Genomic DNA, 14,192 nt, shown 5'->3' on the forward strand with positions numbered 1-14,192 from the left:
TAAAAAATGATTTATTTTGCAGCGACTGTCACTTTACCGGTGTCTTCTTTTTTGTTCCGGATGGTGGCCTGTGCAGCGGCGAGCCTTGCGAGCGGTACGCGGTAAGGCGAGCAGCTGACGTAGTTCAGGCCCGTTTTGTAGCAGAATTCGATCGAGCTTTTTTCACCGCCGTGTTCGCCGCAAATGCCGGTTTTCAAGCCCGGTTTTGTCTGGCGGCCGAGTTTGACGCCGGTTTCGACAAGTTTGCCGACGCCTTCCTGGTCAAGGACGGCAAACGGATTTTCCGGCAGCACTTTTTGCTCGATATACTGCTGCAAAAATTTTCCTTCCGCATCGTCGCGGCTGAAGCCGAATGTCGTTTGCGTTAAGTCATTCGTGCCAAACGAGAAGAAATCGGCTTCTTCTGCAATTTGGTCTGCGGTAAGGGCGGCGCGCGGTATTTCGATCATCGTGCCGACTGTATAATCGAATTTCAAGCCCTTTTCCTCCATGACCTGATTCGCCATATCCGTCACGAGCGCGCGCATCCGTTTCAGCTCATTCACATGGCCGACAAGCGGAATCATAATTTCCGGCTGGACTTTTATTCCCTTTTGCAGGACGGCAGCGGCAGCGTAAAAAATTGCTTTGACCTGCATTTCGTAGATTTCAGGGAAAATCATGCCGAGCCGGCAGCCGCGGTGGCCGAGCATCGGATTGAATTCAGCAAGATGCTGGACTTTTTTCAGCAAGTATTCTTTTTCTTCCAGTTCTTTTGAGCCTGGTGCCGTAAGCTGCAGTTTTGTTACTTCTACTAGCAGTTCTTCCTTATCCGGCAAAAATTCGTGCATTGGCGGATCGAGCAGGCGGATCGTCACCGGATGGCCGGCCATTTCCTCAAAGATGCCTTCAAAATCGCCCTGCTGCATCGGAAGCAGTTTATCCAAAGCTTTTTCGCGCTCTTCCAAAGTCTCGGCGAGGATCATTTCCTGAACGATCGGCACGCGCTTAATGTCCATAAACATATGCTCCGTCCGGCAAAGGCCGATGCCGTCTGCACCGAATTCGAGCGATTTTTTCGCGTCCGCAGGGTTGTCGGCATTGGCGCGCACGCCGAGATCGCGCACCTCATCCGCCCATTCAAGCAGCGTTTTGAATTCGCCGGAAAGCTCAGGGTCGATCATCGGGACTTCGCCGAGCATCACTTCACCTGTCGAACCGTCGATCGTGATGACATCCCCGTAACGGACAACCGTATCGCCGACCGTAAATTGTTCCGCTTTCAAATCAATTTTCATAGATTCGCAGCCGCAGATGCACGCTTTCCCCATCCCGCGCGCGACAACCGCCGCATGGCTCGTCATCCCGCCGCGGCTTGTCACAACCGCCTGGGATGCAATAATGCCGTGAATATCATCCGGTGTCGTTTCGGGGCGGACTAAAATCACTTTTTTCCCTTCCTTGCCGAGCCGTTCCGCTTCATCAGCATCAAATACAACGGCGCCGGTTGCAGCTCCCGGGGATGCCGGCAGCCCTTTTGCAAGATGGTTTTTGGCCGCGACATCATCAATACGGCGGTGCAGGAGCTGATTCAACTGTTCCGGATCAACCCTTAAAAGCGCTGTCTTTTTATCGAGAATGCCTTCTTTCACCATTTCAACGGCTATGCGGATTGCAGCCTGCGCCGTCCGTTTGCCGTTCCGGGTTTGCAAAAGGTACAGTTTGCCGCGTTCCACCGTAAATTCAATGTCCTGCATGTCTTTGTAGTGTTCTTCCAGTAATTTGCTTGTTTTTACAAACTGGCGGTACACTTCCGGCATGTCTTTTGCCAGCACCTGGATCGGCTGCGGGGTGCGGATGCCGGCGACGACATCCTCGCCTTGGGCATTGATTAAATATTCGCCGTACAGCACGCGTTCGCCTGTTGACGGGTTCCGTGTAAAAGCGACGCCGGTTCCGGAATCATCCCCCATATTTCCGAATACCATGCTTTGGATATTGACGGCGGTCCCGAGATGGTCCGGAATTTTATTCAGGCGGCGGTATACAATGGCACGCTGGTTATTCCACGAATCGAAAACGGCATTTACGGCAAGGTACAGTTGCGTTTTCGGGTCTTGCGGGAAATCCTGTTTCGTATGTTTTTTAACGACTTTTTTATAGCCGGCTATGATGTCTTTCCAGTCTTCCGCAGTCATTTCCGGATCAGCTGTATACCCTTTTTGTTCCCGGGTTTGTTCAAGCAAGTGTTCGAAATGGTATACATCAATGCCGAGCACCACGTCAGAAAACATTTGGATAAACCGGCGGTACGAATCGTAAGCAAAGCGCGGATTGCCGGTCAGTCCTGCGACAGCTTCCACGGTCTCGTCGTTCATGCCGAGGTTCAGTACCGTATCCATCATCCCCGGCATCGAAAACACAGAGCCGGAGCGGACGGAGACGAGCAGCGGGTTCTCCTTGCCGCCCAGTTTTTTGCCGGTTTTTTCTTCCAGTGTCAAAAGCGCTTCTTCAATTTGCGTTTCGACTGCGCCCGAAATTTTTTTGCCGTTTGCATAATAGTCATTGCATGCCTCGGTTGTAATTGTGAAACCGAACGGCACCGGCAGGCCGATGTTTGTCATTTCCGCTAGATTGGCCCCTTTGCCGCCGAGCAGGTCGCGCATATGGCTGTTGCCTTCGTTGAACAAGTAGACAAATTTTGTCATTTGAGCAGCTCCTCCCTGTTTTTGAACATTTCAATAATAAGGCTTGCTGTTTCCTCCACCGCTTTATTCGAAACATCAATGACCGGGCATCTGAGTCTCCGCATGATGTTCTCCGCGTAAACGAGTTCTTCATAAATCCGTTCAAAGCTCGCATAATTGGCGTCCGATTTTAAACCCATTGCCCTGATCCGTTCTTTCCGGATTTCATTCAGTTTCTCGGGCGAAATCATCAGCCCGATGCACTTTTCCCGCGGGATGGAAAACAATTCATCAGGCGGCGCGATTTCCGGCACGATCGGGACATTCGCCACTTTAAAGCTGTGGTGCGCCAGATACATCGACAACGGCGTTTTCGACGTCCGGGAGACGCCGAGCAGGACAATGTCCGCTTTTTTCAGCCCGGTTGGATCGCGCCCGTCATCATATTTCACGGCAAATTCAATGGCTTCGATTTTTTTAAAGTATTCCTGATCCAGCTTGCGCATTAATTTCGGGCGATGGTACGGCTCCTTGTGAAACTTTTTCATAAAAGCTTCCATCAACGGATTCATCAGGTCGACCGCAATAACCCCTTCTTCGCCGGCGCGGCGGTCAATGTATGCTTTCAAAGGGGTAACGACAATCGTGTAAGCAATGATGGCATTTTGTTTTTTTGCCGCCTCAATTACCGGTTCGATATCGTCTGTTTCTTCCACATGCGGGTGCCGCCTGATTTCAATGTGGCCGCCGTTAAACTGCGCAGCAACCGCTTTTACAACAAATTCAGCCGTTTCTCCGACCGAGTCCGAGATGATATGCACTATTTCTTTTTGTTCCATGTATCGTTCCCATCCTTTTCGAACCGGAAAATGGCTCCGTATGTATATGGTTTCTTTTCACTGCCCCTCCCGTATGCCATCAGTATATGCACTGTTTGACAAATGTGTTATACTTATCGTTCATTAGTATAACACATTTAAAAGGATGCGTGAACCATTTTACCGGTTTTTTTTTAAAATTTTTATTTCATGTAAAACAGGCAACTGCTGTGCACCGTTTAAAAATTTTTATGCTGCCTGATTCTCTCCGGCGCGGATTTTCTCCCGGATCATCACCGTCCCGAGCACGCCAAAAAGCGAAAAGAACGCCGGGATTAAAAAGCCGTAATGATAACCGACCACACTCGCTTCAGCATGAAAATGGTCCAGCACTTTTCCAAACAAGCTCGGCAAAAGCACCGCGCTTAAAAAGCCGCCGGTATTGGCAAATCCGGAAACCGATCCGACTTCCCTTACGTCAAAGGAGTGACGGACGACCGCAAACGTCAGCGCGCTTGCACCATTACCATATCCGATGACAAACATTAACAGCACCGCGAAAAATAACGGCGGTTTGCCCCCGCTCAAAAAGAAAACCGTCCATGCCAGAAAAATCAGGGTTTGAATCAGCAAATATGGCTTCTTCCTTGAACCGAGTCTGCTTGCGATCCATCCGGTAACCGGCGCGCCGATAATTGCTCCGATTAATCCTGTCATGACCAGCTGGCTCGCTTCCGGGCGGTTCATGCCGAAAATATGCATCCCGTACGGCACAGCCCATGTACCAATAAAACCAACATATGTGCCGACAAGTCCGAAATGGCATAAAAATGCAGCCCTCGCCTGCCTGCTTTTCAAGATCCGCTTTAGAACCAAAAGCATTTTTTCATGGCGGACTTTTGTATTCGCATGCGTTCCCCCTTCCCGCTTTTGCGGGAGTCGGATCAGCACGACATACAGCATCACCGTACTTGCGAGGAGCAGAATACCGGTTACAAAAAACGGCTGGCGCCATCCCGAAGCTGAAATCCAGGCCGTTAGCGGAACGGTTGCGAGCAAAGAACCCACGCTTCCGGCCATGCCGGCATAACCGATCAGCCCGACAAACTCTTTCGCATAAAACCACTGACTTAAAATCAAGACAAGATTAATCCAAATGGTCGCATCCCCCATGCCGGCAAGCACCCTGGATACGAGCAAACAGGCTTCATTCGGCGAAATGCTGTATAAGAACGTGCCGATGCCACTGAATAAAGTGCCTGTGACCAAAAAAACGTTCGGCCCGAACCGGTCGGAAAAAATCCCAATCGGAATTTGCAGCCCCGCATAAGCGAGAAACTGCGCACCTGTCAATAAACCGATGACGGACGCTGTCATATGAAACTCGCTCATCAGTTTATCCGAAATCAAGCCTGGCGCCGTTCGCTGGCTGACAATCACCATGTAGGAAAACAGCACCGCGAAAAAAACAACCCATCTGTACTTGCTTTTTTGTCTGTCCAATCTGCTCTACCCCTGTTTTGTTTGGAATTTATTACTATTATAATCTATTTTTGCGCAAAAACATTTTCAATTTTCGAATCCGCAATAAAAAAACTCCCCCGCCGGGAGTTTTTTTATGCGTTTGTAGGCTGCCATTTGGCACGAACCAGGATCCATTTTCCGTCTTTAAAATACCATGTTGCCTTTACGTTGCCGAGTTTATCTGCATGGTAGGCACCGCTTACTTGCTGATAACCTTCGAGCCCGACGCCTTTTTTGCCCTTTATTTTCACCGGTTTGTAAACCGCCGCCGGATCGATCATCAGTTCAAACGGCTCATTGAGCATTCCGTCCTTTCGGTAAATACCGAGCCGGATATAATCTTTTTTTCGTTTTCTTAAATCAATCAAAAATGTTTCGTTCGTATTTTCAATGTTGAGCCTGGCCGACAATGCATTTTCAAATTTGCCGCTAAGCTTTAACACGGGCGGCATCGGCAAATGTTTTAAAATGCCGCCTTTCAGCGTATCGAGGCGGTACTGGTTTATGCCCCCGCTTCCGCCGCTGTTGCTTGATCCGAGCATGTCCTTTACGCCGTCATGGTTGAGATCGGTGAACTGGATTTCCGGTTCATACCCAGGCTCATACGGCAATTTATATTTCTTTCCTTCCGACGTGGCAATCCGCGCCCAAATTTTTTTCATATACGGGCTGCCGGCTGCAAACGGGATGCCTTCCAATACAATCGCATCCTTTTTTCCGTCGCCGGTTACATCCGCCTCGTACCGGTGAATCACCGTTTTGCCGGCTTTCGTCTTCCCGCCCGCGTCCGCGATCACAACCGTGCCGGCTGCCATAAACCATAATGCGAGCAGTGCAAGCATGTATTCTTTTTTCATCTTCTCACCCCGCATCCGTTTTTCTTTAGGATACGCCGCAAGCATCGAATTATGTAAAACTTGCCTGAAGATGAAAAAAGTGTTTGCCGAAAACGGCAAACACTTTTTTCAATCGTTTTCTTCCGCAGCACCCTCTTCCGGTTCCTGCTTCCATACTTCTGTCACGGTCCCGTTCTCTTCTTCATCAATGGCAAATGAGCCATTTGAATAACGGTCGTGGTCGCGCAAATCGTGGAGCCGAATGTCTTCCTGATGCCCTTTTTCCGTGATGACCGAGACGGTTTCATCGTCGCCTGCAATCACAGCCCCGGCGATCCGGTGCGGATGGGCTTTTAATTCGCGCAGCATGATGACGCCGCGTTTGGCCCGGCTTGTTTTGTCAAATTCGGACACTTTCATTTTCTTGACGGCGCCTCTTTGGGTGGCAATAAAGACTTTATCTTTTTCCGGATCTTCAATGATTTTCCCGCTAACGAGCCTGTCGCCTTCTTTTAGGTTCATGCCTTTTACCCCTGCTGCCCGCTGGCCGACAACGCTGATTTCCGCTTCATCAAACCGGAGCCCGTAACCGAGGCGGGAAGCGAGGAAGACTTCTTTTGAGCCGTCTGTCAGGTGAACATCGACCACTTCATCATCGCCCTTTAAGTTGATTGCAACGAGGGCTTTCGAATAGCGCTGTGCCTGGTATTGCTGCAATTCCGTTTTCTTCGCCATGCCGTTTTTCGTGAAAAACAAAATAAACTGCGGCTGGTTGAAATCTTCAATCGGGAGCACTTTGATGATGCCTTCATCGCGTTCAAGCGTCACAAGATTGGAAACATGCTGCCCGAGATCTTTCCAGCGGATATCCGGCAGTTCATGGACCGGCAAATAGATATAGCTTCCTTTATTTGTGAAAAGTAGCACCGTCTGGACGGTATTGAGCTGCTGTTTAAAGAGCAGGCGGTCGCTGTCTTTAATAGCAAGGTCCCGGCCGTTTGAAGCAGTATATGAACGGAGGCTTGTCCGTTTGATATAACCGTCTTTTGTAATGGTGACCATCACATCTTCATTCGGGATCATCGCTTCCAGATTGATTTTTAATTCCTGTATTTCCGCTTCAATCGTTGTCCTTCTGTTATCCGCGTATTTTTTCCGGATATCTCTCAGTTCTTTTTTGATCACCGTAAACAGTTTTTTCTCGCTGGATAAAATCGCGAGATAGGTCTCAATTTTTTTCTCAAGGTCTGCCGCCTCATTTTCCAGCGTCGTAATGTCCGTATTGGTCAGGCGGTAGAGCTGCAGCGTGACAATCGCTTCAGCCTGGGGTTCGGTAAAAGCAAACTTTGCGATTAAGTTCGCTTTTGCATCTTTTTTATCTTTGGATGCCCGAATCGCTGCAATGACTTCATCCAGGATGGAAAGTGCCTTCATCAGGCCGTCAACAATATGCTTGCGGTCACGCGCTTTTTTGAGATCGAATTCCGTTCTTTTTGTGACCACTTCTTTCTGGTGCTCAATATAAGCATCGAGCAGTTCACGGAGGCCCATCAGCTGCGGCCGACGGTTATGGATGGCCACCATGTTGAAATTGTAGGAAACCTGGAGATCAGTGTTTTTGAATAAATAATTCAGGACGCTATCTGCATCCGCATCTTTTTTCAGTTCGATCACAATCCGGAGCCCGGTCCGGTCGGTTTCATCGCGGACTTCGGATATGCCTTCCACTTTCCGGTCAATCCGGAGCTCGTCGATTTTTTTGACAAGATTGGCTTTATTGACTTCATAAGGAATCTCTGCGATGACAATTTGCTTTCGCCCGCCGCGGATCTCTTCGATCGATGTCCTGCCTCTTACGACCATTTTGCCTTTGCCGGTTTCATACGCTTTTTTAATCCCGTCAATTCCCTGGACAATGCCGCCTGTTGGAAAATCGGGGCCTTTTATGACTGTCATCAGGTCGTCCACCGTGCAATCCGGGTTTTCCATCCGCATGATGGCCCCGTCAATGATTTCCCCGAGGTGGTGCGGCGGAATTTCGGTTGCATATCCGGCCGAGATGCCGGTTGATCCGTTCACGAGCAGGTTGGGAAACCGGGCGGGCAGCACAATCGGCTCATTTGCGGTATCATCGAAATTCGGGATAAATTTAACCGTTTCTTTATCAATATCATGAAGGAGTTCGGATGCAATCGGGGCGAGCCTTGCTTCTGTATACCGCATGGCCGCGGCCGGGTCGCCGTCAATGCTCCCGTTATTGCCGTGCATTTCAATGAGCACGTTTCGCAGCTTCCAGTCCTGGCTCATCCGCACCATCGCTTCATAAACGGAAGAATCCCCGTGCGGATGGTAATTGCCGATGACGTTGCCGACCGTTTTTGCCGATTTCCGGAAATGCTTGTCAACAGTGTTACCCTCTACATGCATCGCATAAAGAATCCGCCGCTGCACCGGCTTCAGGCCGTCCCGCGCATCCGGAAGGGCACGATCCTGAATAATATATTTGCTGTACCGGCCGAAGCGGTCGCCCAGCACCTCTTCCAAAGGCAAATCTTGAAAACGTTCAGCCGTCTTCATCCGTTCATGTCCCCTTCCTCAATCATCAAATTCTCATTGTCTAAAATATTGGTGTCGTCCTCAAGCCCGAATTCCACATGATTTTCAATCCATTGCCGGCGCGGTTCAACCTTATCGCCCATAAGCGTGGTCACCCGCCGTTCAGCCCGGGCCGCATCATCAATACGGACACGGATCAAAGTCCGCGTTTCCGGATTCATCGTCGTTTCCCAAAGCTGGTCGGCGTTCATTTCACCGAGCCCTTTATAACGCTGCAGGATATAGCCGCGCCCGACTTTTTTGATCGTTTCATCCAGTTCTTTTTCGGTCCAAGCATATTCCACGATTTCTTTCCTGCCGGTGCCTTTGCTGACTTTATAAAGCGGTGGCAGCGCGATGTACACTTTTCCCGCTTCAATCAAAGGCCGCATATAGCGGTAAAAGAACGTAAGAAGCAGCACCTGGATGTGGGCACCGTCCGTGTCGGCATCGGTCATAATAATGACTTTGTCGTAATTGACGTCTTCCAAATTGAATTCAGGGCCGACGCCGGCACCAATCGTATAAATAATGGTATTGATTTCTTCATTTTTAAAAATATCCGCAAGCTTTGCTTTTTCCGTATTGATGACTTTTCCGCGCAGCGGCAAAACAGCCTGGAATTTCCGGTCGCGCCCCTGTTTCGCAGAACCGCCCGCGGAATCCCCTTCAACGAGATACAGTTCGTTCCGCTGCGGATTGCGGCTTTGCGCCGGCGTCAGCTTTCCGGACAAAGTCGTTTCCGATTTCTTCCGCTTTTTGCCACTTCTCGCTTCTTCCCGTGCTTTCCTCGCTGCTTCCCTTGCCTGCGACGCCTTGATGGCTTTCCGGATTAAAAGATTGCTCGTATCCGGGTTTTCTTCAAGAAAATAAGAAAGGTGTTCCGAAACAATCGTATCAACTGCAGAGCGGGCTTCACTTGTGCCAAGTTTCCCTTTCGTTTGTCCTTCAAATTGGAGCAGTTCTTCCGGAATGCGGACGGAAATAATGGCGGACAGCCCTTCGCGGATATCCGTCCCTTCTAAGTTTTTATCTTTTTCTTTTAACAGCCCGGTTTTTCTTGCATAATCGTTCACGACGCGCGTCAATGCCGTTTTTGCCCCGGCTTCGTGCGTGCCGCCGTCTTTCGTGCGCACGTTGTTCACGAAAGATAAAATGTTTTCCGAAAAGCCGTCGTTAAACTGAAACGCAAATTCCGCTTCGATTCCGTTTGTTTCCCCCTCGATAAACACAACCGGATGGAGCACTTCTTTTCCTTCGTTCAAGTACTGGACAAAGGCTTCAATGCCGTTTTCGTAGTGGAACAGATCATGCCGCCCGAAACGTTCATCAGTGATTTCAATTTTTAACCCTTTTAAAAGAAAGGCCGATTCGCGCAGCCGTTCGCATAATGTATCGTAGTTAAAAGTGATGGTGCTAAAAATGGACGGGTCGGGTTTAAAATGGATCGTTGTGCCGGTCTTATTGGTTTTCCCGGTTTTCTCGAGCGTTGTTTCCGGTTTGCCGCCGTCACGGAAACGCTGTTCATACACGTAACCGTCGCGATGTATGGTAACAACAAGCCATTCCGACAGGGCATTGACGACGGACGCGCCGACACCGTGCAGGCCGCCGCTCGTTTTATAGCCGCCCTGCCCAAATTTTCCGCCGGCGTGCAAAATCGTCAAGATCACTTCTGTCGTCGGCTTACCGAGCTTGTGCATCCCGACCGGCATGCCGCGCCCGAAGTCCTGGACGCTGATGCTGTTATCTTTGTGAATGTTGACGATGATATGGTTTCCGTACCCGGACAACGCCTCATCCACCGCATTGTCGACGATTTCATAGACAAGATGGTGCAAACCGCGCGCATCGGTCGACCCGATGTACATGCCCGGCCTTTTCCTTACGGCCTCCAGCCCTTCCAGCACCTGGATTGCATCATCATTATATTCCAATATATTTTGTTTCTTCGCCACATCTATTCCCCTTTCAATTGCAAAGCACGTGCACCGGCGTTCATAAGAACAAATATTCGTTCTCATTATAACATCATTTGCCGTTTTTATCATACTCATTTTAACGATAAAACGGAATTTGTAAAAGGGCATGCGGAAATGACGGGAACGGGAGGGGCAAAGCAACGGTTATAAAAACTTCTCCAGTAAACGGCCGTTTTATTGGGAAAATATAAAGAAAGCAAGCGCCCTTTAAGCTGGCGCCTGCTTGAAAAAGCCTATTTTGTCAGGGCATGTTCCACTTTAATGCAGCGGTTCATCACAACGGTATAGCCTTTTTCTTTTAAAAACCGGTATGCTTCCTCGTTTTCGATGCCGAGCTGCGCCCAGAAAACGTCCGCATCGATTTCATCAAACTCCCGTGCCAGCTCCGGCAAATATTCGGGCCGCCTGAAAATATCCACAATGTCCACATGGCCTTCGATATCTTTTAAGCTCGGGACAGCCTTTTCCCCGAGAATTTCCGTTGCTTTCGGATTGACCGGAATAATCTCATAGCCGGCATCCTGCATGGCTTTGGCTACCGTATAAGATGTTTTTTCCGGGTTATTGCTCAAGCCAACCACTGCAATTCGTTTTGCTTTTTGTAAAATTTCCCTGATTTCTTCCCTGCTCGGATTTTCGATTGCCATTTGATCAACACCTCTCCTTTCTTGTACTTTCGCCAGTCTGATCCCAACTTAAACATTCACTTGATCTTTTCCAATTCCTGCTCGGTTAGAAAATCTGCACGGAATCGGCAAAAAATATTCCTCTTTCCTTTAAGAACATGCTACAATAAGCATAGATTTTTTCCAAGGAGTTTTGTACATGAATATTGTCCTGATGATCCTTTTGGCTTACCTGCTCGGCTCAATCCCGACAGGCCTGATCGTTGGTAAGCTTTTTTACGGTATAGACATCCGCGAACACGGCAGCGGAAATCTCGGTGCGACCAATACGTTCCGTGTGCTCGGGTTCAAAGCCGGCAGTGTCGTAACAGTGGTGGATATTCTGAAAGGGACAATCGCCACCTTATTGCCCCACTTTTTTGGCCTGGAGCATACGGTGCACCCGCTTTTAATCGGGATGATCGCTGTTATCGGCCATATGCTTCCGGTATTTGCCAAATTTAAAGGCGGCAAAGCGGTGGCAACTTCCGCCGGCGTTGTTCTTGCCTATCAATGGCCATTGTTTGTCATGGTCATCATCGTTTTTTTGATTACATTAAAATGGAGCAAATACGTTTCGCTTTCTTCTATCATGGCGGCTGTTTTTGGCATCCTGTATACGCTCATTTATATGATTGTAACACATGACTGGCCGCTGTTCGTCATCGTTCTGGCGCTTGCCTCTTTCATTATTTACCGCCATAAAGCCAATATTAAGCGGATTAAAAATAAGACCGAGCCAAAAGTCAAGTGGCTGTAAGGCAGCCATTGTTTCTAAATCTGATGTTTCCTATAACCCGGGGCCGGTAAACGAAGGCAAAAGGTTAGGGAAAAAAACGTGCTTTGGTCTATAATGAAAATGTAAAAGGCAGTTGGAAGGAAGTGGCGGCATGAAAATGCACATTACAGATGAGGCAGTAAACTGGTTTAAAAGGGAACTGGAACTGGACGACGGCGAGTCCGTCCGTTTTTTTGCCAAATACGGCGGCTCCACGCCTGTCCAACACGGGTTTTCACTTGGTGTTCAAAAAGACGTTCCCGACGATCCGGTGGCGGCCGTTGAACGGAACGGCCATGCTTTTTTCATTGAAGGCACGGACGAATGGTATTTTGACGGCCATGATTTGTATATCGGGTATGACCCGAAACGGGATGAACCGGTATATGAATATAAAAAAGGTTAAAACCGGGATCATCCGGCAGCTTTTGCTTTTTTGCTGCCAGTGATGCCGGTTTTTCATTTTAAAAATTTTTTTGCTTCCGCAAGGCGCCCTTCTTTTTGCAAAATTTCTCGCTGCTTCCTGCCAAGCAGGTCGAAATGGCTGTAACCGTCTTTACGGACATGAATCCATTCTTTTTTCAGCTGGTAGCGTGCTCCCCATGCAGCGAGTTTCTCCAGATCTTTACAGCCGACTTTTGTGACCGATTTTGCGCCGGGGAAACGGTCGTCCAGCCAAAAATGCGTTAAAAACGCAATCTCCCCGCGGTCAATCGCCGCTTTCCACGCTTTAAGCTGGTTGCGGTGTATGCCAAAAGCCAAATCCATCCCCCCGCTTTATGATTTTTTTGCTTTTTCATATGCTTCATGCCATTTTGGGTAGAGGCGGCGGAACGAAACCGGTCGGAAGCTGTCTTTCTTTACGCAGACATGTGTTGAACTCGCGGCCACGGCAAGGTCGCCGGTTTCTGTGTAAATCTCATAGCCGTACGTTACGCGCAGCCCGTCATATGCATCGACCCATGTTTTTACGGTCACTGTTTCCCCGTAACGGGCCGGTTTTTTGTATGAAATTTGAATATCGATGACCGGCGACAAAATCCCGTCTTTTTCCATATCCGCATAACGGAAGCCAAGGTCTTCGATTAATTTCGTCCGCCCCACTTCCATCCAAATCAGGTAATTGGCGTGGTACACAACCCCCATTTGGTCTGTTTCTGCATACCGCACTTTGACTTCTGTTTCTGATACAAACATCCCGGACACCTCTTTCATATGTACAGTCAATTTTATTTTAGCATAAAGAAAATTCCCCCTCCTAAAAGGATGCCTGATACGGGGCCGGGAAAACTTCGGATGCACGCATGGTCGCAGCAAAAGGAGAGAAAAAACGGCCTTTCCGAGAGGGAAAAGGCGTGGTTCCAAAGAAACGCTGCTGTTTTCCGTCGAAAGGCCGTTTTCGTTTATTGCTGCTGTTTGTATGCGGCTTCGTCTTTTACCTCGGTTCTCATCGCTTCGAGGCTTTCACGGCGCCGCTCATTTTTTTCCTTTATTTGTTGGATTTGCGTTTCATCGCTTGTAACGGCAAGCGATTCTTCCGCGCTTTCCATGTTTTCGATCGTATTGTGGATCATGTTTTGCAGTTTTTCCACATTATCGCTGCGGTCGTCCGGTTTCGGTCGGTTATGCGCCATTGTGTTCTCCTCCTTCGGCTGTGAAAGCTACTCCCCTTTTGTCTGTATCACCTGGGCGTGCTGTCCCGAACGGTCCTGCATCTTCTTCCCCTTATTGCCGGAAAATCCGCGCGGCTGCGTGCCAAGATGATCGGGAACGAAATATTTGCTTTTCTTGTTTGGGTTGCCCATCATATCTCCCCCCTCCTTATACATTTTCCCCAGGAGGAAAGCGGATTATGATTCACAAACAGTGGCTTATTCTGCTAATTTCATCTCGTGTTTCCGGTCCAGCCGTTCTTCTATCCGCATCAGCGCATCCCTGTCGCGCAACAGTTCCTGTTTATTTTCGGCAACAAGATCCGAAAGGGTCTTTTTATGGGTTTTTCTCATATTTGCCACTCCTTACAAGTATTTTTACTTAGTATGGGCAATTATGGGAAAAATTATAAATTTGATTCAAAAAAAGCTGCGGCTTTGGCCGCAGCTTTTTTAAACATTATGATTTTGATTTCACTTCATTTTTGGACTGCTGTAGTTTTTCGCGCAGCACCATTTGTAGGATGCCGCCGTGGCGGTAATAGTCAATTTCTACATCGGAATCGAAACGGACAAGCGCTTCAAATTCCGTTTTCTTCCCGTTTTCGTCGGTAGCCGTCACTTTTATCCAGTCATGCGGTTTAACATTTTCGTCAATATGGACATCAAATGTTTC

General features: G+C 48.7%; 15 protein-coding genes. 2 read left to right on the top strand and 13 right to left on the bottom strand.

Annotated features, from left to right (window positions below):
- Nucleotides 1–11: 11 nt before the first annotated feature.
- From ppdK to P9687_RS16615, 7 genes are all read right to left on the bottom strand, one after another.
- The gene (ppdK, locus tag P9687_RS16585) at nucleotides 12–2,687 is read right to left on the bottom strand and encodes a pyruvate, phosphate dikinase (RefSeq protein WP_328228680.1); all 2,676 of its coding nucleotides are present in this window, start codon (nucleotides 2,685–2,687) and stop codon (nucleotides 12–14) included.
- On the bottom strand, nucleotides 2,684–3,505 hold the full coding sequence (locus tag P9687_RS16590) for a pyruvate, water dikinase regulatory protein (RefSeq protein ID WP_013859320.1): 822 nt from the start codon (nucleotides 3,503–3,505) through the stop codon (nucleotides 2,684–2,686). The genes ppdK and P9687_RS16590 overlap by 4 nt, the downstream gene beginning before the upstream one ends.
- Nucleotides 3,506–3,733: 228 nt before the next feature.
- Nucleotides 3,734–4,987 (bottom strand): MFS transporter, encoded by a 1,254-nt coding sequence (locus P9687_RS16595; protein WP_017550851.1) that lies wholly within the window; start codon nucleotides 4,985–4,987, stop codon nucleotides 3,734–3,736.
- A gap of 113 nt (nucleotides 4,988–5,100) precedes the next feature.
- Nucleotides 5,101–5,964, bottom strand: a complete 864-nt coding sequence (locus P9687_RS16600; RefSeq protein ID WP_061565333.1) for a hypothetical protein — start codon at nucleotides 5,962–5,964, stop codon at nucleotides 5,101–5,103.
- 9 nt (nucleotides 5,965–5,973) lie between these two features.
- Nucleotides 5,974–8,421: a DNA topoisomerase IV subunit A gene (parC, locus tag P9687_RS16605; protein WP_061565332.1), complete on the bottom strand. Its 2,448-nt coding sequence runs from the start codon at nucleotides 8,419–8,421 to the stop codon at nucleotides 5,974–5,976.
- Nucleotides 8,418–10,397, bottom strand: a complete 1,980-nt coding sequence (parE, locus tag P9687_RS16610; protein ID WP_026104551.1) for a DNA topoisomerase IV subunit B — start codon at nucleotides 10,395–10,397, stop codon at nucleotides 8,418–8,420. The genes parC and parE overlap by 4 nt, the downstream gene beginning before the upstream one ends.
- Before the next feature lie 257 nt (nucleotides 10,398–10,654).
- Complete coding sequence (locus P9687_RS16615) at nucleotides 10,655–11,068, bottom strand: CoA-binding protein (protein WP_014098352.1); 414 nt, start codon at nucleotides 11,066–11,068, stop codon at nucleotides 10,655–10,657.
- 178 nt (nucleotides 11,069–11,246) lie between these two features.
- On the opposite strand from P9687_RS16615, the gene plsY reads away from it, so the two are divergent.
- Both plsY and P9687_RS16625 read left to right on the top strand, forming a co-directional pair.
- Complete coding sequence (gene plsY / locus P9687_RS16620; RefSeq protein ID WP_017550847.1) at nucleotides 11,247–11,846, top strand: glycerol-3-phosphate 1-O-acyltransferase PlsY; 600 nt, start codon at nucleotides 11,247–11,249, stop codon at nucleotides 11,844–11,846.
- Nucleotides 11,847–11,976: 130 nt separating this feature from the next.
- The gene (locus P9687_RS16625; RefSeq protein WP_014098354.1) at nucleotides 11,977–12,270 is read left to right on the top strand and encodes a HesB/YadR/YfhF family protein; all 294 of its coding nucleotides are present in this window, start codon (nucleotides 11,977–11,979) and stop codon (nucleotides 12,268–12,270) included.
- Between the two features lie 53 nt (nucleotides 12,271–12,323).
- Here P9687_RS16625 and P9687_RS16630 read toward each other — a convergent pair whose 3' ends face one another.
- From P9687_RS16630 to P9687_RS16655, 6 genes are all read right to left on the bottom strand, one after another.
- Nucleotides 12,324–12,626 (bottom strand): hypothetical protein, encoded by a 303-nt coding sequence (locus tag P9687_RS16630; protein ID WP_014098355.1) that lies wholly within the window; start codon nucleotides 12,624–12,626, stop codon nucleotides 12,324–12,326.
- Between the two features lie 15 nt (nucleotides 12,627–12,641).
- Nucleotides 12,642–13,061 (bottom strand): acyl-CoA thioesterase, encoded by a 420-nt coding sequence (locus tag P9687_RS16635; protein WP_014098356.1) that lies wholly within the window; start codon nucleotides 13,059–13,061, stop codon nucleotides 12,642–12,644.
- A gap of 206 nt (nucleotides 13,062–13,267) precedes the next feature.
- Nucleotides 13,268–13,498, bottom strand: coding sequence for a small acid-soluble spore protein Tlp (tlp, locus tag P9687_RS16640; protein ID WP_013859310.1), 231 nt, complete (start codon nucleotides 13,496–13,498; stop codon nucleotides 13,268–13,270).
- 27 nt (nucleotides 13,499–13,525) lie between these two features.
- On the bottom strand, nucleotides 13,526–13,669 hold the full coding sequence (locus P9687_RS16645) for an acid-soluble spore protein N (protein WP_014098357.1): 144 nt from the start codon (nucleotides 13,667–13,669) through the stop codon (nucleotides 13,526–13,528).
- 66 nt (nucleotides 13,670–13,735) lie between these two features.
- Entirely contained in the window at nucleotides 13,736–13,870 is a 135-nt protein-coding gene (locus P9687_RS16650) for an FbpB family small basic protein (protein WP_014098358.1), read from the bottom strand.
- Nucleotides 13,871–13,976: 106 nt separating this feature from the next.
- The coding region (locus P9687_RS16655) for a hypothetical protein (RefSeq protein WP_328228937.1) at nucleotides 13,977–14,192 on the bottom strand (216 nt) is incomplete at its 5' end.

Origin of the sequence: Weizmannia sp. CD-2023 (genome assembly GCF_036225245.1) — a bacterium.
In the GTDB taxonomy this organism is placed as follows: Bacteria; Bacillota; Bacilli; order Bacillales; family Bacillaceae_C; genus Weizmannia; species Weizmannia faecalis.

What these genes read in the sequence shown, in the direction of transcription:
- ppdK (WP_328228680.1), bottom strand. Translation starts at nt 2,687, where the DNA reads ATGACAAAATTTGTCTACTTGTTCAACGAAGGCAACAGCCATATGCGC.
- P9687_RS16590 (WP_013859320.1), bottom strand. Translation starts at nt 3,505, where the DNA reads ATGGAACAAAAAGAAATAGTGCATATCATCTCGGACTCGGTCGGAGAA.
- parC (WP_061565332.1), bottom strand. Translation starts at nt 8,421, where the DNA reads ATGAAGACGGCTGAACGTTTTCAAGATTTGCCTTTGGAAGAGGTGCTG.
- P9687_RS16615 (WP_014098352.1), bottom strand. Translation starts at nt 11,068, where the DNA reads ATGGCAATCGAAAATCCGAGCAGGGAAGAAATCAGGGAAATTTTACAA.
- plsY (WP_017550847.1), top strand. Translation starts at nt 11,247, where the DNA reads ATGAATATTGTCCTGATGATCCTTTTGGCTTACCTGCTCGGCTCAATC.
- P9687_RS16625 (WP_014098354.1), top strand. Translation starts at nt 11,977, where the DNA reads ATGAAAATGCACATTACAGATGAGGCAGTAAACTGGTTTAAAAGGGAA.
- P9687_RS16635 (WP_014098356.1), bottom strand. Translation starts at nt 13,061, where the DNA reads ATGTTTGTATCAGAAACAGAAGTCAAAGTGCGGTATGCAGAAACAGAC.
- tlp (WP_013859310.1), bottom strand. Translation starts at nt 13,498, where the DNA reads ATGGCGCATAACCGACCGAAACCGGACGACCGCAGCGATAATGTGGAA.
- P9687_RS16645 (WP_014098357.1), bottom strand. Translation starts at nt 13,669, where the DNA reads ATGGGCAACCCAAACAAGAAAAGCAAATATTTCGTTCCCGATCATCTT.
- P9687_RS16650 (WP_014098358.1), bottom strand. Translation starts at nt 13,870, where the DNA reads ATGAGAAAAACCCATAAAAAGACCCTTTCGGATCTTGTTGCCGAAAAT.